The sequence below is a fragment of the Mycobacterium sp. SM3041 genome (assembly GCF_039668335.1).
Taxonomy (GTDB): domain Bacteria; phylum Actinomycetota; class Actinomycetes; order Mycobacteriales; family Mycobacteriaceae; genus Mycobacterium.
The window spans coordinates 64061-85081 of record NZ_JAYXBQ010000046.1 but is presented as its reverse complement, the minus strand read 5'-3'; the positions used below and the strand labels follow the sequence as shown (position 1 = coordinate 85081).

Annotated in this window: 22 protein-coding genes and 1 pseudogene; 16 read left to right on the top strand and 7 right to left on the bottom strand. The window is 66.7% G+C overall.

All coding sequences use genetic code 11. The features are described from left to right. Nucleotides 1–11: 11 nt before the first annotated feature. Complete coding sequence (locus tag VXD91_RS15460) at nt 12–902, bottom strand: alpha/beta fold hydrolase (protein ID WP_023363425.1); 891 nt, start codon at nt 900–902, stop codon at nt 12–14. A 103-nt stretch (nt 903–1005) separates the two neighbouring features. After that, nucleotides 1006–1254 (bottom strand): hypothetical protein, encoded by a 249-nt coding sequence (locus VXD91_RS15455; RefSeq protein ID WP_023363423.1) that lies wholly within the window; start codon nt 1252–1254, stop codon nt 1006–1008. A gap of 340 nt (nt 1255–1594) precedes the next feature. Between VXD91_RS15455 and VXD91_RS15450 the strand changes: the two genes are divergently transcribed. The 5 genes from VXD91_RS15450 (at nt 1595) to VXD91_RS15430 (ending at nt 8534) form a co-directional block, all read left to right on the top strand. Next, nucleotides 1595–2377: a thioredoxin domain-containing protein gene (locus VXD91_RS15450; RefSeq protein WP_023363421.1), complete on the top strand. Its 783-nt coding sequence runs from the start codon at nt 1595–1597 to the stop codon at nt 2375–2377. A 1-nt stretch (nt 2378) separates the two neighbouring features. Beyond that, nucleotides 2379–3293, top strand: a complete 915-nt coding sequence (locus VXD91_RS15445) for a cytochrome c biogenesis CcdA family protein (RefSeq protein WP_023363419.1) — start codon at nt 2379–2381, stop codon at nt 3291–3293. Nucleotides 3294–3343: 50 nt separating this feature from the next. Further along, nucleotides 3344–4384 carry a hypothetical protein gene (locus VXD91_RS15440; RefSeq protein WP_234708200.1) on the top strand — a complete coding sequence of 347 codons (1041 nt, stop codon included), beginning with the start codon at nt 3344–3346 and terminating at the stop codon, nt 4382–4384. A gap of 329 nt (nt 4385–4713) precedes the next feature. Then, complete coding sequence (locus VXD91_RS15435) at nt 4714–7689, top strand: arabinosyltransferase domain-containing protein (RefSeq protein WP_023363415.1); 2976 nt, start codon at nt 4714–4716, stop codon at nt 7687–7689. Between the two features lie 212 nt (nt 7690–7901). Continuing rightward, nucleotides 7902–8534 carry a class I SAM-dependent methyltransferase gene (locus VXD91_RS15430; protein WP_023363553.1) on the top strand — a complete coding sequence of 211 codons (633 nt, stop codon included), beginning with the start codon at nt 7902–7904 and terminating at the stop codon, nt 8532–8534. A gap of 189 nt (nt 8535–8723) precedes the next feature. Here VXD91_RS15430 and VXD91_RS15425 read toward each other — a convergent pair whose 3' ends face one another. Both VXD91_RS15425 and VXD91_RS15420 read right to left on the bottom strand, forming a co-directional pair. Then, nucleotides 8724–9320: an ABATE domain-containing protein gene (locus VXD91_RS15425; RefSeq protein WP_023363551.1), complete on the bottom strand. Its 597-nt coding sequence runs from the start codon at nt 9318–9320 to the stop codon at nt 8724–8726. Between the two features lie 109 nt (nt 9321–9429). Then, complete coding sequence (locus tag VXD91_RS15420; protein WP_346415828.1) at nt 9430–10638, bottom strand: IS110 family transposase; 1209 nt, start codon at nt 10636–10638, stop codon at nt 9430–9432. A 246-nt stretch (nt 10639–10884) separates the two neighbouring features. Between VXD91_RS15420 and VXD91_RS15415 the strand changes: the two genes are divergently transcribed. The 11 genes and pseudogenes from VXD91_RS15415 to VXD91_RS15365 all read left to right on the top strand — a co-directional run bounded on the left by VXD91_RS15415 (nt 10885) and on the right by VXD91_RS15365 (nt 18739). Next, nucleotides 10885–11046 carry a maleylpyruvate isomerase N-terminal domain-containing protein gene (locus VXD91_RS15415; RefSeq protein WP_079487739.1) on the top strand — a complete coding sequence of 54 codons (162 nt, stop codon included), beginning with the start codon at nt 10885–10887 and terminating at the stop codon, nt 11044–11046. A 49-nt stretch (nt 11047–11095) separates the two neighbouring features. After that, nucleotides 11096–12313, top strand: a complete 1218-nt coding sequence (gene istA / locus VXD91_RS15410; protein ID WP_052538202.1) for an IS21 family transposase — start codon at nt 11096–11098, stop codon at nt 12311–12313. Beyond that, nucleotides 12313–13050: pseudogene (gene istB, locus VXD91_RS15405) on the top strand (IS21-like element helper ATPase IstB); the annotation flags it as partial. The gene istA and the pseudogene istB, both read left to right, overlap by 1 nt. A gap of 362 nt (nt 13051–13412) precedes the next feature. Continuing rightward, nucleotides 13413–13613 (top strand): hypothetical protein, encoded by a 201-nt coding sequence (locus tag VXD91_RS15400; RefSeq protein WP_346415827.1) that lies wholly within the window; start codon nt 13413–13415, stop codon nt 13611–13613. Further along, the gene (locus tag VXD91_RS15395; RefSeq protein WP_105389186.1) at nt 13610–14443 is read left to right on the top strand and encodes a patatin-like phospholipase family protein; all 834 of its coding nucleotides are present in this window, start codon (nt 13610–13612) and stop codon (nt 14441–14443) included. Before VXD91_RS15400 ends, VXD91_RS15395 begins: the two co-directional genes overlap by 4 nt. Nucleotides 14444–14973: 530 nt before the next feature. After that, complete coding sequence (locus VXD91_RS15390) at nt 14974–15285, top strand: NIPSNAP domain-containing protein (protein WP_346415826.1); 312 nt, start codon at nt 14974–14976, stop codon at nt 15283–15285. A 36-nt stretch (nt 15286–15321) separates the two neighbouring features. After that, the gene (locus VXD91_RS15385; protein WP_346415825.1) at nt 15322–15900 is read left to right on the top strand and encodes a TetR family transcriptional regulator; all 579 of its coding nucleotides are present in this window, start codon (nt 15322–15324) and stop codon (nt 15898–15900) included. Between the two features lie 79 nt (nt 15901–15979). Further along, entirely contained in the window at nt 15980–16771 is a 792-nt protein-coding gene (locus VXD91_RS15380) for an SDR family NAD(P)-dependent oxidoreductase (RefSeq protein ID WP_346415824.1), read from the top strand. Between the two features lie 30 nt (nt 16772–16801). Continuing rightward, complete coding sequence (locus VXD91_RS15375) at nt 16802–17662, top strand: SDR family NAD(P)-dependent oxidoreductase (protein ID WP_346415823.1); 861 nt, start codon at nt 16802–16804, stop codon at nt 17660–17662. 114 nt (nt 17663–17776) lie between these two features. After that, a complete protein-coding gene (locus tag VXD91_RS15370) occupies nt 17777–18328 on the top strand; it encodes a YaeQ family protein (protein ID WP_346415843.1) in 552 nt (183 codons plus the stop codon). 153 nt (nt 18329–18481) lie between these two features. Continuing rightward, nucleotides 18482–18739, top strand: a complete 258-nt coding sequence (locus VXD91_RS15365) for a hypothetical protein (RefSeq protein WP_318985062.1) — start codon at nt 18482–18484, stop codon at nt 18737–18739. 120 nt (nt 18740–18859) lie between these two features. Here the strand turns inward: VXD91_RS15365 and VXD91_RS15360 are convergent, their stop codons facing one another. The 3 genes from VXD91_RS15360 to VXD91_RS15350 all read right to left on the bottom strand — a co-directional run bounded on the left by VXD91_RS15360 (nt 18860) and on the right by VXD91_RS15350 (nt 20943). After that, nucleotides 18860–19270, bottom strand: a complete 411-nt coding sequence (locus VXD91_RS15360; protein ID WP_346415842.1) for a hypothetical protein — start codon at nt 19268–19270, stop codon at nt 18860–18862. Nucleotides 19271–19475: 205 nt separating this feature from the next. Next, on the bottom strand, nt 19476–20582 hold the full coding sequence (locus tag VXD91_RS15355; protein ID WP_346415821.1) for an IMP dehydrogenase: 1107 nt from the start codon (nt 20580–20582) through the stop codon (nt 19476–19478). Nucleotides 20583–20640: 58 nt separating this feature from the next. After that, nucleotides 20641–20943 (bottom strand): antibiotic biosynthesis monooxygenase, encoded by a 303-nt coding sequence (locus VXD91_RS15350; protein ID WP_346415820.1) that lies wholly within the window; start codon nt 20941–20943, stop codon nt 20641–20643. Between the last annotated feature and the right edge of the window lie 78 nt (nt 20944–21021).

Here is a 21021-nt window from a genome sequence, read left to right as displayed (position 1 = left end):
CGGTGTCGGGTTTACCGACGCTGTCCGTCAACGGCCGAAGCGAGACGGCAGACGGCGTCGGCGATCTGTTCTGGGTAGTCCTCTTGGAGGAAATGTTTGGCGGGCAACAGGATCGGGTCGTCGATGCCTGATGCCAGTTGCGCGTGAATGCCGTCGTGGCGCAATGTCAGGGCGTGGTCTCGGGCGCCCCAGACGATCTGCACCGGATACGGGGTGTTCCGTACGGCGGACACGTAGCGCCGTTGCTTGTCGGCGGTCGGCTCGAAGCCTCGCATGATCTTCAGGAACGCCCGCCCGCCGTCGTCGCCGAGCAACAGCGGGACATACGCGGCGATTTCGGCCGCCGGAACCTTGCGGCTGACACCCGTGTAGCGCATCAACGACAGGAACACACCGGGCAACTGCAGCGACGCCAGCCACGCCTCGCCCACGCCCGTGTGTGCAAACGGCTCCATCATCCACGGGCGCTGAAAGCTCTCAACGGCCACAGTGGTGTTGAGCATGGTCAACGACCGGATCCGGTCAGGCTGTGCTGCGGCGACTTCGAACCCGATCGGCCCTCCGATGTCGTGCACCACCAGGTGGAAACGTTCGAGCTCCAACGCGTCGACGGCCGCGAGCAACCAGCGGCCAAGGCCGGTCCAGGTGTAGTCGAAGTCCGCCGGACGTTCGGCGTAACCCAGCCCGGGCAGGTCGACGGCAATACCGCGCAGACCCCGGTGCGCCACGGCCGCTACGACCTTGCGGTAGAGATAGCTCGACGCGGGAACCCCGTGCACGCACACCACCGGCTCGGCGTCCGGCGCACCGGCATCGAGGGCAAAGGAGCGCACCCCGGCGGCGGTGAACTCTCTGCCCGATGCCCGGTACCCGGCCAATAATTGCTCGACGGCAAGCGACATTATCCTGTGGATCCGTTCATCTCAGCCTACCCTGTACTGGACAGTACACTACCGGGCGCTGCATACCGTCGCACCGTAGCGTCCGGTGCGGTTGGCGGCCTCGTCAGCAGCCGGTCGGGCAAGAAATGTCGACGTAGGCGGTCGGGTTGGCGCCCCCAGCGTCCTTCTTGACGCCGGTGACGGTGCACGCCGAGAGGTTGGCGCTTGGTGTCCCGTTGATTTGCACGTTGTAGCCCTCGGATTTCAACGAGTTGACGGTGTCGTCGGCCGTCGCCCCCGCGGGTCCGGCTGTGGCAACACCGGCCACGGCCAGCAGGCTGGCGCCGACGATGGAGAATGCGATTCGATTCATGAGGGAACCTCCTTGGTTGGCATGCGTTGGTTGGTTGGCATGCGCTGGGGCCGGCGCCTTCGGCAGCAGCCCTGATTGCCGCACCGCGGCAAAGCAATTGGATCACGCCAATTGTGACGGAACGGTGACCGCCAAGTCTCGACCGGTGGTGAGCGCGTAGGGTTCGATTCAAGACAGCACGATTTTCGAATCAGTGAGTTGATCAGATTCCTTCGGCTGCAAGGAGTTACGGACATGCATACCCTCGCGTCAGCATCGCTTGCTCCAAGACGAGTGTGCTCGCGATGCCCGAAAGACGTTCTGCCTCAGCCGACATCCAACTTTGACCGATCGGTGAACCATGGATGATCTGATGATGAACGACTCGTCGGGCGCTTCCGCTGCGCGACGCCCGCGAGCCTCGGGCACCCTTGGGCGCCGGCTGGCCGGGCGTGCACGGTGGTGGCTGGGTGCGTTGAGTGTGGTCGCGGTTGTGGTGGTGCTTGCTGTGGCCGGTATCCACCATTCGTCCGAACCACAGACGCAGCACGGTGCGTCACGATCCACCGCCGCGTCCTCGGCGATTCAGACGTGGCGCGGCGCGCATCAGCCGTCCGAGGGCGATGCCCTCGCGAGGGGATCGGTGTCGGCGCCGGTCGTGGTGGCGGAGTGGGGTGATTTCCAGTGTCCGTTTTGCCGGGCGTTCGATCTGGACAGCCAGCCGGTGCTGATCGGCGATTACGTGCAGACCGGCAAGGTGCGCTTCGAATGGCATGACCTGGCCAAGTTGGGTCCGGAGTCGGTGCTGGCCGCGCGCGGCGCGCGCGCAGCAGCGCGCCAAGGGGCGTTCTGGGCGTTTCACGACGCGTTTTACCGCGACCAGGCCCCGGAAAACAGCGGGGCGGTGACCGAGCAATCGCTGATGGCGATGGCGCGCAACGCGGGACTCGACGTTGACAGGTTCGTCGCCGACTTGGCTGACCCCGCCATCGCCGACGCGGTCGAGCGCGACCGCAGCGACGCACGGCAGCTCGGCATCACCCACGTGCCCTCCTTCCTGGTCAACGACGAGCTGCTCATCGGTGCGCAATCCTTGGACACGCTTCGTCGGGTCATCGATGCCGCCGCGGTGAAGGCGCCTTGACGTGCTCGACATCGGCTACCTGGCTGCGTTTCTGGGTGGGGTGCTGGCGCTGCTCAACCCGTGCAACGCGCTGCTGTTGCCGTCGTTCTTCGCGTACGCCTTTTCTAGTCCGACGATGATGGTGGCGCGCACCGGTGTCTTCTATCTCGGCCTGGCCGCGGTCCTGGTCCCGTTGGGTGCGGGCACAGGCGGACTGGCGGCCATCCTCACCGAGCATCGGAGGGTGTTGATCGTTGCTGCCGGGACGGTGGTCATCGTTTTCGGCCTGGTTCAGATCCTCGGCGGCGGGTGGACTCTGGCGCCGGTGGTTCGCCTTCAGGCGCGAATGGCCCAGCGCAGCACCTGGATATCGACCGCCGGCCTGGGAGCGGCATACGGCCTGGCCGGCTTCTGTTCCGGCCCAATCCTGGGTGCGGTACTCACGGTGGCGGCCGCCGGCGCGGCCCCAGTGCGCGGTGGCGTGCTGCTGGCCGTCTACGCCGCCGGTATGACCGCGCCGCTGTTCCTATTGACTGCGGCGTGGCAGCGGTTCGACCTCGGGCATCGGAAATGGTTGCGTGGGAGGGCATTTCAGGTCGGTCGGCTGCACCTGCACACCACGTCTGCCATCGGTGGGCTGCTGTTTGTCGCGACCGGGGCGGTATTCGTCTTCTTCGGTGGCAGCACCGGCATCCCCGCCGTCGATCCCAGGATCGCACTGCGGGGCGAGACGGCCGCCGCGGCTCTGGCCGCTCACGTTCCCGACACCGTCGTGGTGCTGGTCGTGCTGGCCGTCGCGGTGCTCACGCTGCGGTGCCGGCGGCGACACCCGCGGGCGGGGGCCGCCGACTCGACACAGCCGCCGGACGGCAGGCCCGCGATCGTCGGTGGTGTCGAGCACTCGGTCCGGCACACCGCGGTGGCAGACCCCGACTGAGGCCGCGGGCTCGACGAATGCGGGTTTCGCTGGACATAGCATCTATCGCATTGACCGTCGGCCTGGCCGTCGGTGTGACGGTCGGGTGTGGCCGCGATGCCGGCTCGCCGGTGTCCACGTCGAGTCCGCCTCCGACATCGGGCGCGGCGCGGCCGGCTGAGCCCGCGACCGCGGGTCAGTTGCGCACTCCGCCCGCGGGCCGGGTGGTGTCGATCGGAGCTGCGCCGGAAGGAATCGTGGTCGGGCGGTCCGGAGTCGGGGCCGTGGCGGTGCGCAATCCCGATGGCGTGGTGTTGTTCACCGCTGCGACAGGTGTGGTGCGTCGACGGATCTCGACCACCGCAGCGGCGCGGCACCTAAGTCTGGCCGGACCGGACGGGCCGGTCCTGGTGCCGATGGAGGGGTCCAACGAGCTGCTGCAGGTGTCGCTTTCGCAGGGCGCGGTTGTTGCCAGGACGACCGGAGTCGGCCACCAGCCGCACGACGCCGCTCAGACCGCGGATGGAACCATCGTGGTCACCAACGAACTCGGCGGCGGTGTCGTTTTCGTCCGCGACGGCCAGGTCATCGGTTCGGCTCCTGGCGGCCCGGTGCAGCCGGGAGGCGTTGCGGGCGTGGGCAAGTACGCGGCCGTCGCCGATGTGCGGGGAAACGGATTATGGGTCTACGACGGCGCCGCGCAGCGGCTGGCCGCGCACGGCCCGGCCGGTGTGAAACTGACCCACGTGGTGGGGTTGTCCACCGATCTGGTTGCACTCGCCGACACCGACGGTGGTGCGGTACTGATCGAGCGAATCGAGCCGCAGATCTCGCAGGTCTCCAGGATCGAGGCTCCCGGCAACCCGTACGGGCTGGCCTACGATGCGCGCCGTGCCCGCCTTTATGTCACCCTGACCGCATCGAACCTGATGCGCGTGATCGACACGACCGACGCCGCGACGCCGCGCATCATCGCTGACGTCCCCACCGTCCAACAGCCCAATTCTGTTGCAGTGGATCCATCTTCAGGCACCGTGCTGATCACCGGCAGCCACCCCGTCGGCCAGGACAACTTGCAGATCGTGTCGCCCGACCGGCTGCCTGCCGGCTAGCCGACCGATTTTCGGCAGGTCCAGAGCCGATCACCGGGTGAACGTATCGCGCCGCTGTGGCCGACGCGCGGCTCGCTCATCGAGTCTTGCTGTTGGCCGGCAGAACATTCACTGCCGCGGTCCTGCCTCGCCGATGGCCAGAAGGTCATCAGGGGTTTGCATCAGCTGCCGCGCCGGGGTGCAGGCGTTGTGGTGGGGGACCGATGGCGGGCGTGATGCTCAATGGTGACCGCACCGTGACGTCGAAGCGGTGTGCGAGCGAGCCACCACGACGGACCGACACCCTTGTGTGTAAACCCTGTCGGCCCGATCCCGAAGGGACTGCAGACTTGGAGTCACAGCGTGCACGCGAGGCGACTCCCGGCTGGCTGGCTCTGCTTGTCGGCCTCGTGGGCATCGTTGCCGGCCTCGCGCTGCCATTCTGTCCGGTGCGGGCCCAAACGACGACGCTGACCTGGCCGGTGCCCGGCCAGCCGGTCGTCTCCAGCAGCGCGATCGTGGTGCCCTACCGACCGCTGCACCTGCAGGCGACGATCCCCTGCGCGGCCCTGCGCGCCGCGACCGCATCTGCCGTACGTGTCATTGCGCTGAGCACCGGTACCGGGCCTGCAGGCCTGACCGTCGGCGGTGATCGCACCGGGATCAGTGTTGCCGCCGACGGGCGCAGCGTGCATTTGCCGGTCGCGCGCCACGACGTCGCATGTGACGTGCACGTCGCAGCCGGACCGGCCGGGATGTCGGTGCGCGACGCCGACTCCGGGCGCACGATCGAGCTGCCCGGCCACCCGGTTCCTGAGGTGTTCGGGTTCCGTACGGACCTCGACGCGGCCGATGCGACCGGGATGCAGGTGCGCCTCGAGGTCGGTGATTCCTTCACCACGTCTCCCGGTCCACTGAAGAACGCCCTGATCGGGGTGCAGCTGATCGCGGCTGCCGCGGCGCTGTGGTTGTTGCCGCGACCCACCGCGCCGCGTCGACGGTGGCTGCGGCAGCGGGATCGACTGTGGTGGGTCGACGTCGCGGTGGTGGCGGTGCTGGCCGGGTGGGCGGTGATCGGTCCGCTGGCCGTCGACGACGGCTGGGCCGCCATGATCGCGCGCAACCAGGCCGAGACGGGCAACCCGGGTAATTACTATCGATGGTGGAACGCCGCCGAGGCGCCGTTCGCGTTGAGCCAGCAGCTGCTGGCACCGCTGACTGGGGTCAGCGTGGCGCCGTTTTGGCTGCGGGGCCCCAGCACCGCATTGGCGATCGCGACCTGGTTTGTGTTGACGCGGGGGGTACTACGCGCGGCTTTGCCCGGGGTCGCGGCGAGCATGCGGGTCCGCAGTTTGGCGGCGTTGTTCCTGCTGGCGACCTGGCTGCCGTTCAACCTCGGTACCCGTCCGGAACCGTATGTGGCGCTGGGTGTTACGGCGGTTCTTGCGCTGGCAATACGCGCTCGCAGTCCGGCCGGTGTGGGCTGGCTGCTGCTGGTCGTCGCAGTCACGGTGCCGATCAGTGCCAACGGCCTTCTGGTCGTGGCCCCGATGATGGTGTTCGCCCCGCGGCTGATCGCGGCAGTGCGCGCGGCATCCGCTCGCATGCACCTGTCGGCGGTTGTCGCGATGCTGTGCTGCGTCGCGGCTGTGGCTCTTACCGTCGTCTTCGCCGATCAAACCTGGGATGGCGTGGTGGTGGCCACCGACTGGCACAACTTTTTCGGGCCGTCGCTGCGGTGGCACGAGGAGCCACTGCGCTATCGGTACCTGTTGGGGTCCGACCAGCAGGGCAGCTTCGCCAAGCGGCTGCCCGTCTTGTTGTCCGTCGCGATGGTGCCGATCACCTTGTGGGCGGGGCTGCGCCGCGGCGATCGGATCGGCCGGCCCGGTGCTCGGCTGGCGGGGGTGGTGGCGACGGCGCTTGCGTTGCTGGCGCTGTCACCGTCGAAGTGGTCCTACCACCTGGGGTCAGCGGCGGGACTACTCGCCGCGCTGCTCACTGTGGGCGTCGTGATGCTCGTCCAGCGAGTCGCTGCGGCCGATCGTTACGGCGTTCTTGCCGGGGTTGTGGGATCGGCGCTGGCCGCCGGAGCGGCGGCGCTGGCCTTCGCCGGGCCGAACGCTTGGTGGCTGCCTGCGGTCTATGACGTCCCGTGGGCCGACACGGCGCCCCGACCGCTCGGCCTGCCGCTGGCTCATCCGGTGTTGTGGCTTGGGCTGGTCGCGGCGCTGTCGGCTGCAGCGGGGATCGCCGCTCGACGGCCGGGTGCCCTGCGGGTGGTGGTCGCGGGTCCCGCCATGATCGCCGTGACCGCTGTCGGTATGGCGCTCGCCCTGCTGGTTGGCTCGTTTGTCGCGGCGCCCATCCGCCGTCCGGCCGGTTCACTGGCCCTGATGAACACGCACTGGATCGGCGGCAGCCGGTCGTGCGGGTTGGCCGATGACATCGAAGTGTTGCCCGACGGCGCGATCCTGGACACCGCGCCCGACCCCGGCGGCGCGATCGCCGGATTCACCGCCCACGGCGGCTTCGTGCCCGGCGCCCCGCCGCCCGACCCCCCGGGGCGAGGCACGTCGACTTTCCTGTGGGGTAGCCGCGCGGCCGGTGTCGCAGCCACGGCAGCCATGACCAGCCCCTGGTTCGTGTTGCCGGTGCTCTCGCCCGACGCCGGCATCGCGGTGTCGGTCTCGGGGCGCACCAACGGCGGCAACGCGCTCGCCTTCGAATTCGGCCGCAGCCAGGGGGCGGAGGTCAGTGTGCTCAGCGACCGCGCCCCGAACGACCGGCCGGCCGCCGGCGAGGATCCCGACCATCCACTGTGGCGCACGATCGGTGTCGATGCCGCCGAGGTGCCCCGCGGCGCTGACCGGGTACGGATCCGGGCGGTCGACGCCCGCACCGACGCCTTCGGTTGGCTGGCGTTCACCGGACCGCGGCTGCGTTCGATCGTGCCCTTGAACCGGTTTCTTGCCGGCCACGGACCGGTTCTGCTCAGCTGGCCGCAGTCGTTCGTGTTTCCGTGCGTGCGCGACATCGCCACGATCTCTGGCGGCGTCGCCCAGACACCCGTCGTGGTGATCGAGTCACCACGACCCTGGCTCACCGAGGACAGAGACCCCGACGTCGGGGGCACCTTCACCGAGCTCGCCCAGTTCGGGAACCTCTACGAGATCCCCAGCCGTCTGGTCGGGCACCCAGAGGTCGACTGGGGAACGGTGAAGGTTTCAGGGGACACAGCCAGCCGCGACGCCTACCAACGCACCGTCACCGAGGTGATCGTCCCCGGCAGCGGAGGTGTCGCGCATCAACGACCCGAACGCTGAGCGCGCAGACTGCCGCCCGCGCGCGATACCGACCGTTGCTGACGGAATCCTCACATGCCCGGCGCTCGCCAGGCAACCAACGCCACCCGGACATAACAATGACCGTGCGCGTCAGGCACCGCGATTGGGTGCAGACGCATCCCGAGCCGACGACCGATCGGCGACTCAACACCACGGGCGTGCCACGCCCTCTACTCGTACCTGGAGGGTGGATGCTGGGACCGCAGTACGAGCGCGCGCTTCTGGGGGAGCGCTGCTGGCTTCGCCACGACGACGGTGAACGCGTAGAGCTGCCGGTGGATCTCTGGCTCGGCCATCACGGCGCGGACCACTCCTTCGACGAAACGGTGGTGTCTTTGTGCACGGGTCCGACGATCGACCTCGGCTGCGGACCTGGACGTCTGGTCGCACAACTGATTCGACGCGGGCTACCCGCACTGGGAATCGATCAATCCGCGACCGCCGTGCGGATCGCCAACCAGCGTGGCGCGCCTGCCCTGCGCGGCGACGTGTTCAGTGCGTTGCCCGGCGAGGGTGGTTGGGGCACCGTGCTACTTGTCGATGGCAACATCGGCCTCGCTGGCGATCCCGTGCGGGTGTTGGCCCGCGCCGCGCGGTTGCTCGCTCCCGGCGGGCAATGCCTTGTCGAGTTCGACCCGGCGACATCGGGTGTCAAGCAGCGACGGGTTCGCCTGGAATCCGACAGCGGGATGGGTCGCTGGTTTGACTGGGCCTCGGTCGGCCTCGACAGCGCCTCGGAGCTGACCGAGCGAGCGGGCCTGACCTTGACCCATACCCACCGCGTGGGCGCACGATGGGTGGCGCAGGTGTCCAAGCCGCGATGATCGGCCCACAACCCGCGACGGACGAAAGACCGGCGCGGGCGGACATCGCGGGTTCTCACGATATGGTTGCTATCGGCCGCCCGATGAGTCATCGAGACTTCGTGTTGAGCACAAGCAGTGTGTTCGCGGTGGCGTCTCGGCATGCGCGGCCGGCGAAGTTGGCATCGGCGCGGTTGGCCGGGGCCCGGGTCAGTTGCGGTGGTGGCGGTGGTAGTGCCGGGCCACTCGTGTCCTGTTGGCGCAGATGTTCTGGGTGCAGAACTTGCGGCGGGGGTCGGAGGCGACGAAGAGCATGCTGCAGGTCGGGTTCTCACATCTGCGCAGGCGATTGTGCGCAGGCCCGACCAGCAGATCGATAAGGCTCTCGGCGACGGCAGCTAGCGCGAGTTCGTACAACCGGTCGGCCGGTGGATGGCGAGTGGTCAGGGCGGCCCACCCGGCTGGGGTCTGCACCAGCTGCCGGGTGCAGGCCACGCTTGATGCGATGTCGTTGACGCGATTGACGACCGCTGCGCTGGGACTGATCCCGGCGATGTGTGCGTCGAGTATCTCGCGAACTGCTTGACGCAGCTCAATGGTGAGCGCAAGTGACGGAGCCGGCGTCCCGTCGGGTAGTCGATCCTGCTGCAGGCCCCACCAGAACCGACACGCCGCCTCGTCGGCAAGCAGATCGACGACTGGATCCCGACTGGTGATGATCGTGTCGGCCAAGTCCACAGCCAAGGGCTCTCCCGCCACGACGAATCCCGCCGCCTGCGCCCTTTGGAGCCGTGACCCGGTATTCATTTAACTAATGCTATCAAGATGTTGACAACGTTAGGCAGCGCGAGTACAAAATCTAACGGTAAACATTGCTGTCAAACGTTAGTTGACGAAAGGACTCTCAATGAAGATGTCAAGCCGCCGATTCGGTGATCCGGGGTGAGTCGGGTTGCCAGGTTCGGTTGTCTCGGATGAGCGCGTAGAGGACGTTGGTGCGGCGTCTGGCCAGGCAGATCGTGGCTTGGATGGGTCGTTTACCCTCGTCTCGTTTTCGCTGGTAGTAGGCCCGAGACTGGGGGTCGCAGCGGATTGCGGTCAGGGCGGACATGTACATCACCCGGCGCAGTCGTCTCGAGTAGCGCTGGGGCGTGTGCAGCCGTCCGGTGCGTTTCCCCGAATCGCGGGGCACCGGGGCCAGCCCGGCCCAGGCGGCGAGGTGGTCGGCCGAGCCGATCAGCGTGGGGTCGCCGACGGCGGCGAGGAATTCGGCGCCGAGCCGGAAGCCGATACCGGGGATGCTGGTGATCACCTCGGCGAGCGGATGGCGGCGAAATCGGCCCTCGATGTCAGCGTCGGTGGCTGTGATGCGGTCATCGAGGGAGATCACCCCCTGCGCGAGTTCGGCGACCAGCGCGGCGGCAACCTCTTCGCCGGGCAGGCGCACGGTCTGGGTCTTCGCCGCGGCGACGGCGGCTTGGGCGATGGTCGATGCGTTGCGCACCCCGGCATCGGCCAGGGTCTTCGTAATGCGCGAAAGCCCGCTCTGCCGAATGGCCTTGGGGCGTTGATAGCGCGACAACAGCACCACCCAACCACGGTCCTGGCTCGGTTGGGCGACTCGCTCGAGGGCGGGGCAGACCGCCATGAGTTGCTGGCGCAGTCGGTTGATGGTGCGGGTGCGATCAGCTACCAGGTCAGCCCGATGAGCGGTCAGCATGCGCAGCTCGGTGATCAGGTCGTCGTGAGGATGCAGTACCGGCAGATCGGCGCCGCGCATCCGCGATTGATCGGCGATGACTCGGGCGTCTTTGGCGTCGGTCTTGGCCTCACCGCCGCGGTAGGTCCCCGAGGCTTGCCACACCGCACGACCAGCCAGGTACCGCACCGACGTGCCGGCATCGGCCAACACCATCAACAACAGGCTGGCATACACCGTGGTCAGGTCGACAGCCCAGGACACCCGCTCGGCCAGAGCGCCGACCTCGGCCACCAAAGCCCGGATGGATTGCTCGTCGTTGACCAGCTTGCGCGAGAGCACCACCTTGCCCTTGTCGTCGACGACCACGACCCAGTGATGTTCCTTGCCGACATCCACACCAGCCCACAACTGAGCTACTGTCATGGCTCCTCTTTTCGGTTGTCTCCCAACATGATCCCCACGGACAACCCCGCCGGCATTTCCTTAAACAAGCGATCACATCGCAGATCTCAATCAGCGGCCAGAGAAGTCCAGGCAAGTCGGGCGGCCAGTCCTTTCAAGCCGCACCCGAAGGCCGGCAAGAACCACATCAGCCTCACCCGACCCACCCGGGTCACAGCCCAACGTAACAACACGAAGTAACTGCACCTACGAACTTAAGGAACTCGGATGAACTCGTTGGACCTGCTGCAACAGGCCGATAAGCGCCTGGTCGACCTGGTCTCCACTCTGAGCGTGTCGAATCTGGACGCCCCCAGTCCGTGCTCAGGGTGGAGCGTGCGGTCGCTGCTCAGCCACACTGTCAGTTCCGGTCAAAAAGTGAGCAGGTAGTTCCGGTCGAAAAGTGAGCACTTCACCTTTCGATTGGAGAGTGATCACTGTGGAGGATTGGGCAGAGATTCGCCGGCTGTATCGGTCGGAGAGGCTGTCGCAGGCTGCGATCGCGCGGCGGCTGTCCTTGTCGCGAAACACCGTGGCCAAAGCGCTGCTGGCGGATGGGCCACCGCGCTATGAGCGAGCGCCGGTGAAGACCTCGGCCTGGGCGCAGATCGAACCGGCGGTGCGTGCACTGCTCACCGATTTTCCGACGATGCCAGCGACGGTGATCGCCGAGAGGGTCGGCTGGATTGGTGGGCATTCCTGGTTCGCCGAGAACGTGACCAGGATCCGCCCCGAGTACGCGCCGCCCGATCCGTGCGATCGGTTGGTTCATCTGGCCGGTGAGCAGGTCCAGTGCGACCTGTGGTTCCCCGGCCAGCTGGTTCCTGATCACGCCGGTGTGTTGCGGTCGTTTCCGGTGCTGGTGATGGTCGCTGCCCACTCGCGATTCATCGCCGCGATGATGATTCCGTCGCGGGTCACCGGGGATCTACTGGCCGGGATGTGGCAGCTCATCGCCCGCGATATCGGTGGTGTGCCGCGGAGCCTGTTGTGGGACAACGAGTCCGGGATCGGTCAACGCCGCCGCCTAGCTCAAGGGGTGGCCGGGTTCTGTGGGGTGCTGGGCACCCGGCTGATTCAGGCCCGACCCTATGACCCCGAAACCAAGGGGGTGGTGGAGCGGGCCAACGGCTATTTGGATACCTCGTTTCTGCCCGGGCGCACCTTCGCCTCGCCAGAGGATTTCAACGCTCAGCTGCACGACTGGCTAGGCTCGTATGCCAACCGCCGCATCCACGCGGGCACCCGGATGATCCCCGCGGATGCACTGGTCGCGGACCGGAAAGCGATGGCCAGCCTGCCGCCGGTGGCCCCGGTGACCGGCACGACGGTGACCACGCGGCTGGGCCGCGACTACTACGTCAGCATCGGGGGCAACGCCTACTCGGTGCATCCGGAGGTGATCGGCCGGATGATCACCGTGCGGGCCAGCCTGGATAGGGTCACTGCCCTATGCGGTGATCGCGTGGTTGCTGATCATGAACGGCTCTGGGGAACAGCAGGATTAGTATCCGACCTCGAACATGTAGCCGCTGCGGCGGTGCTGCGCGAGCAGTTCCGCACCCGCCCGGCTGCCGGCGCTCATCTGGATGTCAGCGTCGAAGTGGCCGATCTGAGTGCCTACGACGCGATCTTCGGGACCGGGGAGGTCGCCTGATGGCCACCACGAAACGCACCCCGGCTCCAGGTGAGGCCGACAAACTGATCGCTCATCAGGCGCGGCTGCTCAAGGCCCCGCGGATCGCCGCACACTTTCATCGACTGGCCGAGCAAGGCCGTGCGTCGAACTGGTCGCTGGAGGACTATCTCGGGGCGGTGTTAGCAGTAGAGTCCAATGCCCGTGCTGAATCCGGTGCCCGCCAGAGGATTCGGTATGCCGGGTTTCCGGCGATCAAGACGATCACTGATTTCGACTTCACCGCCCAACCCGCGGTGGATCGCGCGCAGATCGCTCGACTGGAGGGCGGGGGCTGGCTGGCCGAAGCCCGCAACATTGTCCTGCTGGGCCCGCCGGGCACCGGCAAAACCCACCTGGCGACTGCCCTGGCGATCGCTGCGGCACACGCTGGGCATCGGGTCGCTTTCGCCCCGGCCACCGGCTGGATCACCCGCCTTGCCGAAGCGCACCGCATCGACCGCCTCGACGCCGAACTGCGCAAGATCTCCCGATACGGACTCGTCGTCATCGACGAGGTCGGCTACATCCCATTCGACACCGAGGCCGCCAACCTGTTCTTCCAACTGGTCTCGACGCGATATGAGAAGTCCTCGATCATCCTGACCTCTAACCTGCCGTTTTCGAGGTGGGGACAGGTCTTTGGTGAAGCCACCATCGCCTCGGCAATGATTGACCGGATCGTCCACCACGCCGATGTCATCGCCCTCAAAGGCGCGCCCGGGTACGGGTGGAGGGACGAGAGCATATTCAACCCGGCCAGTCCTACGTCGTGGTTTCGAACCATCAGTCCAACTTGGATGCCATGGTGCATCTGGCCGCACTCGGGCTTCCTCTGCGAATCATGGCGAAGCGGGAGTTGTTCGCACTTCCGATCTTGGGCCCGGCGCTGCGCGCTATCGGCATGGTGGAAGTGGATCGCGCACGTCCCGACGTCGTTGCCATCGACAGTGCGGCTCGAGATGTCCTGGCCTCGGGGCGAAGCCTGCTTGTCTATCCGGAGGCGACGACCTCGTCTGACGGCACCATCCATCGCTTCAAGAGCGGCGCGTTCGCGATCGCGATCGGCCAAGGCGTTCCGGTGCTTCCGGTAGTACTGCACGGCACCCGCTTGATCTGGGCGCCCGGTGGCAACGCGATCCGCGGCGGCCAAGTGCGGGTCGTCATCACCGAACCGATCACCACCGGCCACCTGACCCCCAGCGACATCGCGGGACTGCGCGACGATGTCCGCGCCGTGCTCAGCTCGACGCTCGCGGTCGTGTCCGGGGCGCACATATGAGTGCCGCGTCAGCGCTGCCCCGTGCGTCGCGGTTGGGCCTCGTGCTTGGTGCCGGGGCGGCTTTGGGCGCGGCCCACGCGGGTGTCCTGCAGGTCCTCGACGACGCCGGTGTGCATTGCGCGGTCGTTGTCGGCGCCAGCGCGGGGGCATTGATCGGCGGCGGATACGCGGCCGGACTCTCCGGAACTGAGCTGGCGGACTTGGTCCTGGCGGCTGACTGGGGCACATTCGCTAGTTGGCGCCCGAGCCGACGCTGGGGCGTTTTAGACACCAGCCCGTTGGAGCGCACCATCGAAACGCGCATCGGTGCCCGACGCATCGAGGAACTCGGCCGCCGCTTCGGGGCCACCGCCTTTGATCTGCGCACCTGGGAGCCGGTGTTGCTCACGTCGGGGCGATTGGCGACCGCACTACGGGCGAGCAGCGCGGTGCCCGGCTTGTTCGCGCCGGTGAGGGTGGACGACCAACTGCTGGTCGACGGGGCCGTCGCCGGCAACGTACCGGTGTGGGCTGCCCGTCGGCTCCACGCCGACCGCATCATCGCGGTCAGCCTGGACAACGGCCCCGCCGACGATGCCTGGGGTGCTGCCCGCCTTTTCGACAGGGTTAACGGCGCGCGGACGCGCAAGCGCGACCTGCAGCGGACAAGCGCCACCGCCGATGTCCTCATCCGTCCCGATATCCGGGGGTTGTCCCGGTGGAGCCCGAAGGACGTGCCGCGACTCGTCGAGGCCGGGCGGATCGCCGCGCAGTCCCGCCTGCAAGACATCAGCCAGCTGGGCAGCGCGACACCCTCAACGGCCGACTGGCGACTCACGAGTTCGTCTTGACCCCCGTGTTTCGATTGTAAAGAACCGAGACCACGGCAAGCGGGCTCACCTCCCCACCTGTCGCTGTGATCTTCGGCGGCGAGTCTTCAGCGGTAAATGTCGTCAGGCGAGCCGGGGAGAACGAGACCTCGCGTGCGATGTCGACGATCGGGTGGGCCGGTTAAGCGTTTGGCGTCTTCGCCGGACGGGGAAGCTCAGCTTGCTCTCGACGAGAAGGCCGGCGGTTCCGTGACGCGGGTCCGGCGTCGTTAGACGCCGACGGAATTGTCATGTTGATCTGGACGATCCACCGAACGAAAATCCGACGAATGTTGACCTTCGCCAACCTCGCGCATGCCAACTAAACCTGGAACAGACAGTGGTCTTGCGCCTCTCGCCCATCAGTACGCCCTGGCATCAGCGCATTTGAACCTCAGCCTCCAGCGCCCAAGGCGCGGCTTCGGCGGCCGATACGTCGCGGCGTCTCGCGCATCCGGTGTGACCTCGGCGTGAATGAGACCCGGCCGAATCTACGCCTGTAGACTTCTTGCGTGGAGTTGCGAACCTACACGCTGGCTGACGCCGCCGCCTTGGAGAGTTACGTCTCGACGTTCTGGCCTCGCCACATTCGCACCCTGCGCAAGTACGGCATCATCGTGCACGGCGTGTGGACCGACCCCGAGTCGAGCGAGCCGCGCGTGATCGCACTCGTCGACTACTCCGGCGGCGATCCCGGCGCTCTCGCCGAGACTTACCGCAGGAGCGCCGACTTCGTCGACGATCATCGGCATTTCGACGCGTCTCTCATCGTCACGACACACACGCAAACGCTTCAACCCATCGCAAGCTCGCCGCTGCAGTAGCGGTACCCGGACCGCATCGACGGGAGGAGATTCCCCATGGCCACATCCACTCCCCCTGCCCGCAACGCGGCGGCCACCCGTGCAGCCATCCTGCGCTCGGCGATTCAGAATTTCGCGCGCGCCGGATATGACGGCGTCGGAGTTCGCCAGATCGCTCACGATGCCGGCGTGACCGCCATGCTGGTCAACAGGTACTTCGGCTCCAAGGAGGGGCTGTTCGCCGAGGCGGTCGAAACAGCTTTCGCCACACCGGTTTTCATCGGAGAGCGGTCTGACGATCTTGTCGCTGACACGACTGCGGTGCTGGTGTCGAGAACCGGACCCGCTGGGGATGCGCCCGAGCCGTTCATGATCATGCTCAGGTCCGCATCGAGCCCCGTCGCCACCGAGATCGTGCGCGATGCCATCGAACGCCACGTCGGTGCCCGGTTGGCGCGTCAACTCGACGAGCCGGATCAGAACCTGCGCGCGGAGATCCTGCTCGCCTTGATCAGCGGAATGCTCATGATGCGCGGCGTGGTCGGGACCCGCGCCCTCCGTACAAGCAAGCCCGCGGCCATCGAACGGGTGCTCGGGCCGGCAATCGCCGCCCTCATCGGCGATTCGCGAACCTGAACTCCGGATCGGGAATCAACCCACCTAAGTCTACGTTCGTATACATCGAAAGTATACAGATGTAGACAAGGAGGCCGGGGTGGAACTCGGATTGAGGCACAAGCGAGCATTGGTCACTGGCTCGAGTGCGGGTCTCGGCCGCGCGATCGCCGAAATGCTTGCCGCAGAAGGTGCTTCTGTGGTCGTGCATGGCCGTGACCCCGATCGGACGCAGGCGGTGGTTTCGGCGATCCGCGCCAAGGACGGTGATGCGGTGGCCGTACTCGGCGACCTCGCGACCGACGACGGGGCCGCAGCGGTCGCGCGCGCCGCGGGCGAGATCGACATCCTGGTCAACAATGCCGGCGACTACGACGGTTCGTCCTGGGCGGAACTGTCCACCCAGGAATGGGCGAGAATCCATCAGACCAACGTCGTCTCCGTCGTGCGGATGATCTCTCATCTGGTCCCAGGCATGCGCCGACGGGGCTGGGGTCGCGTCATCCAGATCGGGGGCGGTCTCGCAGTTCAGCCGGTTGCCCAGCAGCCGCACTACAGCGCCACCCTCGCGGCTCGGCACAATCTGACGGTCTCGCTCGCACGAGAATTGTCCGGAACGGGCGTCACCGCCAACATCGTCGCTCCCGGAGCGATTCTGACCGACAGCACACGAGACATGGTCTTGCAGGCTGCCGCCGCACACGGCTGGGGACCTGCGTGGGAAGACATCGAAAAAGCCGCGGCGACAACATGGTTCCCCAACGACATCGGCCGACTCGGCCGTCCTGAGGAGATCGCGGCCGTGGTGTGCTTCCTAGCCAGTTCCCATGCCGCATACATCAGCGGTGCCGATCTCCGCGTCGACGGCGGCACCATCCGCAACCTCAACTGAATCCACCCGGTCACAAGAAAGGTCACTGTCATGTCGCACGTCTTCCTCATCTCCGGCGCGTCCCGCGGTCTCGGGCGCGCCATCACCGAAGCTGCCCTCGCCGCCGGACATCGCGTCGTCGCGGGAGTCCGCTCCGTTTCAGCGCTCGACGACCTCGCGGCTCGCGCGCCTGAGCACCTGGCCGTTGTCCCGCTCGATGTCACGGACGACGATCAGGTCCGCGCGGCCGTCGATACCGCGATCCGTCGGTGGGGTCGCCTCGACGTTCTGGTCAACAACGCCGGGTACGCCAACATGGCTGCCGTCGAAGACGTTGATGCCGACGACTTCCGCGACCAGGTCGAGACGAACTTCTTCGGCGTCGTGCGGCTCACGCAGGCCGTCCTTCCGATCATGCGGCGGCAGCGTGCGGGCCACATCATCCAAATCTCCTCAGTCGGTGGGCGTTTGGCGCGGCCGGGCCTGGCCGCTTATCAATCGTCCAAGTGGGCCGTCACCGGCTACTCCGGCGTCCTCGCACAGGAGGTCGCGCCTCTCGGCATCAAGGTGACCGTGCTGGAGCCCGGCGGCATGCGCACGGATTGGGCAGGCTCGTCGATGCGCGTCGCCCCGGTCCGCGACGAGTACCAGGAAACCGTGGGTGCCTCGGCGCAGCTGAGCCAATCCGCGCACCTCGGGGCCAGCGATCCGGTGAAGGTCGCAGCACTGTTGCTCGACATCGTCGAGATGGACACTCCACCGGCACGCTTGCTGGTCGGCCCTGACGCATACCGGTACGCCACCGCAGCCGGGCGTGACCTGCTCGCCGCCGACGAAAGCTATGCGGATCTCAGCAACTCGACCGCGGCCGATGATGCCACCGCCGTTCAACTCGATCCGCTTGGTACCTAGCGGCTCGGGGCGGATCATCACTGATCCGTGCTGATTGACCTGGTCGTCGAGCCGCCCGGCCGCTCAACCTCGGCCCGGCGGCTCGGGAGTCACCGCGTGGGTGGACACTATGACGTGGCCCTTTCCGCAACAGTATTCAAAGTCGAACTTGGCGTCTCCGATGTCGATCATGGTTACTACGCCGATCACGCGCTGACAGTGGCCCGTCACCCCAGTGAGACCGATGAGCGAATGGTGGTGCGGTTGTTGGCTTTTGGGCTGCGGGCACATCGACTCAGCGACGTCGACGGCGAGCTGGCGTTCGGGCCGGGCCTGTCCACCCCTGGCGTACCGGACCTGCGGCTGGCCGACTACACCGGCCGGATACTGGAGTGGATCAATGTCGGCCAGCCCGACGAACGCGTCTTGAGCAAGGCGGCCAGCCAGGCCGAGCAGGTGCTGCTCTTCCCTTTCGCCGCGGGCGTGGCCACCTGGTGGCGCACGGTCGGCCCCAAGGTGGCGGGGCTGGCGAACCTGTCGGTGATGCAGATACCGCACGCACCGGTGGAGCAGCTGGCCCAGACTGTCGATCGACGGGTCGCGGCACAGGTGATGGTGATCGAAGGTCAGGTGACGATGACCGTAGGCGGCGTCGACGTGACCTTCACGCCCGAGCCATTGCAGTGAGCGGCCCCGCGCCGTCGACGCAACGTTTGTCGTCAGCCGGGCACGGGTAGCCAAACAGAAGAGCAAGCCGCGGAGCCGAGACCGCTCCATAGCGCGGGGGCAATTTTGGGTTGGCTCTTTGCGGAAGTACGCGCAGCCACGACAGGAGAATTCATGTCGTCCAAGATCTCAATCGCCTCGATGATCGCCGTCGCGGGCGCGACGGCGGCCGTAGTAGTGGCGCCGGGCGCGTATGCAGATGGCGGGGACGCCCCGTGCGCGAACGAAGGCGGTGCCACCGTGTGCGAGAAGCCGGGGAACGCCAATGTCATCGCCACCCCGCCCGAGCAGGCAGGGGGCGGCGCTTCCGGCGGACAGAACGGCCAGAATGGCCCGTACGGGCCGTCGGGCTCCCAACCGCCGGTCGGCTAGGTCGCGGCGGGACGCCACCTCTCCCCTGTGCCCAGTTGATCGCCCGACGAGGCCGAACCCATCCACCAGGGATGGGTTCGGCCTGCTGTCGAGCAGAGCGACGGCGTCGCTGAAGTCGGGTCAGGGAACCGACACGCAGCCGACACCCGGCACGCAACCGCCGCCACCACCGGGACCTCCGCCACCGGACGGGCCTCCGGGAATGCTGCCCCCGCCGCCACCGGGCCCACCGCCGCCGGTCGGTCCACCCGGGATCGAACCCCCGCCGCCGCCCGGTCCGCCGCTGCCGGTCGGTCCACCGGGGATGCTGCCTCCGCCACCGCCGGGGCCTCCGCTGCCGGTCGGTCCGCCGGGAACCGATCCACCGCCTCCGGCGGGTCCACCGCCACCGGTCGCCCCGCCCGGAGCCGCACTCGGGGACGTGGTGACAGTGGTCAAGCTCGTAGTGGGCGTCGTTGTGGTCGTCGACGTGTCGGTTTTTGTCGGGTTGCCGCCGTCGTCGGAGCCACATGCAGTGGCAACGGGGAGCATCACGACGCCCGCGACCAGGCCGATCCACGCCGAGGTCCTGCGCTTAGGCGCCCGTGATTTCGAGCGTGTTGTCTCGCCGGCTGTCAATGTCATGAGTGGTTCGCCTCCCTGTCGACTTGTCGTCTTGGTGTTCCCCGACATCGCGAATTTCAATCCTCAAAGTCCGACTTTTGCGCTGACAGGCGGGCCGTTATCGATGCCGGTGTCAGTTGAGCGCGGTGCGGACGTCGACGCTGGCATGTGCTTCTTGGAAGCTCTGGTCCGAGACCAGGGTCAGACGTGCACACTCGTGGAATTGTCGGAGCGTGACTGCGCCGCACGATGTCATGGTGGCCTTGATCTTGGCGATGGTGACCGCAAGTCCCGCACTGAGATCTCCGGCGTAGGGCACGTAGCCGTCGACGCCTTCCTCGAAAGTGAGGCCGCCGCCTGGCTGTTCGTAGCGCTGCCAGTTGCGAGCGCGGAAGGACCCCTCCCCCCAATATTCTTTGACGTAGCCGTCGGCAATGTGCAGCTTCGCCCCGGGCGCCTGATCGAACCGGGCGAAGTAGCGACCCATCATGACGAAGTCGGCGCCCATGGCCAGGGCGAGCGCCACGTGATAGTCCAGCTGCAGTCCACCGTCCGAGCACACCGGTACGTACTGGCCGGTGCGCCGAGCGTAGGCATCACGTGCAGCCGCTACGTCGAGTACTGCGCTGGCTTGGCCGCGCCCAATACCCTTCTGGTCACGCGTGATACAGATCGACCCGCCCCCGACACCGATCTTGACGAAGTCGGCCCCGGCATCGGCGAGATAGTCAAATGCTTGCCCGTCAACAACATTGCCCGCTCCGATCACTACATCGGAATAGCGGCTCTTCGTCCAGTCCAGCGCTCGGGCCTGCCACTCGCTGTAGCCATCCGAGGAGTCCAGACACAGTGCATCGGCGCCGGCGTCCACCAGCGCAGGAATCCGCTCGCGGTAGTCGTGGGTGTTGACCCCCGCACCGACCCGTAATCGTTCCTCCGCGTTGTACGCCTTTACTGCGTGAATGTCGTTGACCTGCTCGGCGATTGGACGATTGTGATGCAGAAAACTCAATCCTCCGTGTCTGGCCAGTGCGATCGCCAGCTCCGGAGAACTGACCGCTTGCATGATTGCCGAGGTGATCGGCACATGCAGTTGAAGCCGCGAATGCTCCCTGACGCGGTGACGTGCCAGTGGTGCCGCGAGTTGCACACGATCAGGCCGGCATGCGGCTGATGTTTTGTTGGGCAGGAGCAAGAACTCATTGAATGTGCGGGAGACGCCCTCGACGATGTGTGCCATAGAGCAGCTTGACTGATCACGGCGTAGCAGATCAAATCAGCCACGCCGACTCCGGACGTTACGACGGAATTTTGGACGCGAGAACGTCGATGTTCTCGATATCGGGTGGCGCGGTGAACAGTTCGTCAGCGCGCTGCGCGAGTTCGGTGCCCACGCCGCCTGCCAGGTGTGTCTGTCGGCCGGCGTCGTCGTCAAAGACGTCGAAGATGCCGAACGTCGAGGCGTCGAATTGGACGGCGAACCAGGCCCGGGTATCGGGCTCCTGTTCCACGATCGCCTGTGCGTCTGCCAGAAATTGGGCGGCCTCTGCCTCTTTGCCTGGTTTTGCGTGTACCCGAACCAACAGCCCGACTCGTATCACTACTCCTCCTTCGGTCGCGTTCTGCTCGGTCCGCCAGCCATGGCGAGTCTGATCCTGTGCTGCCAGCTCGTGGGACCC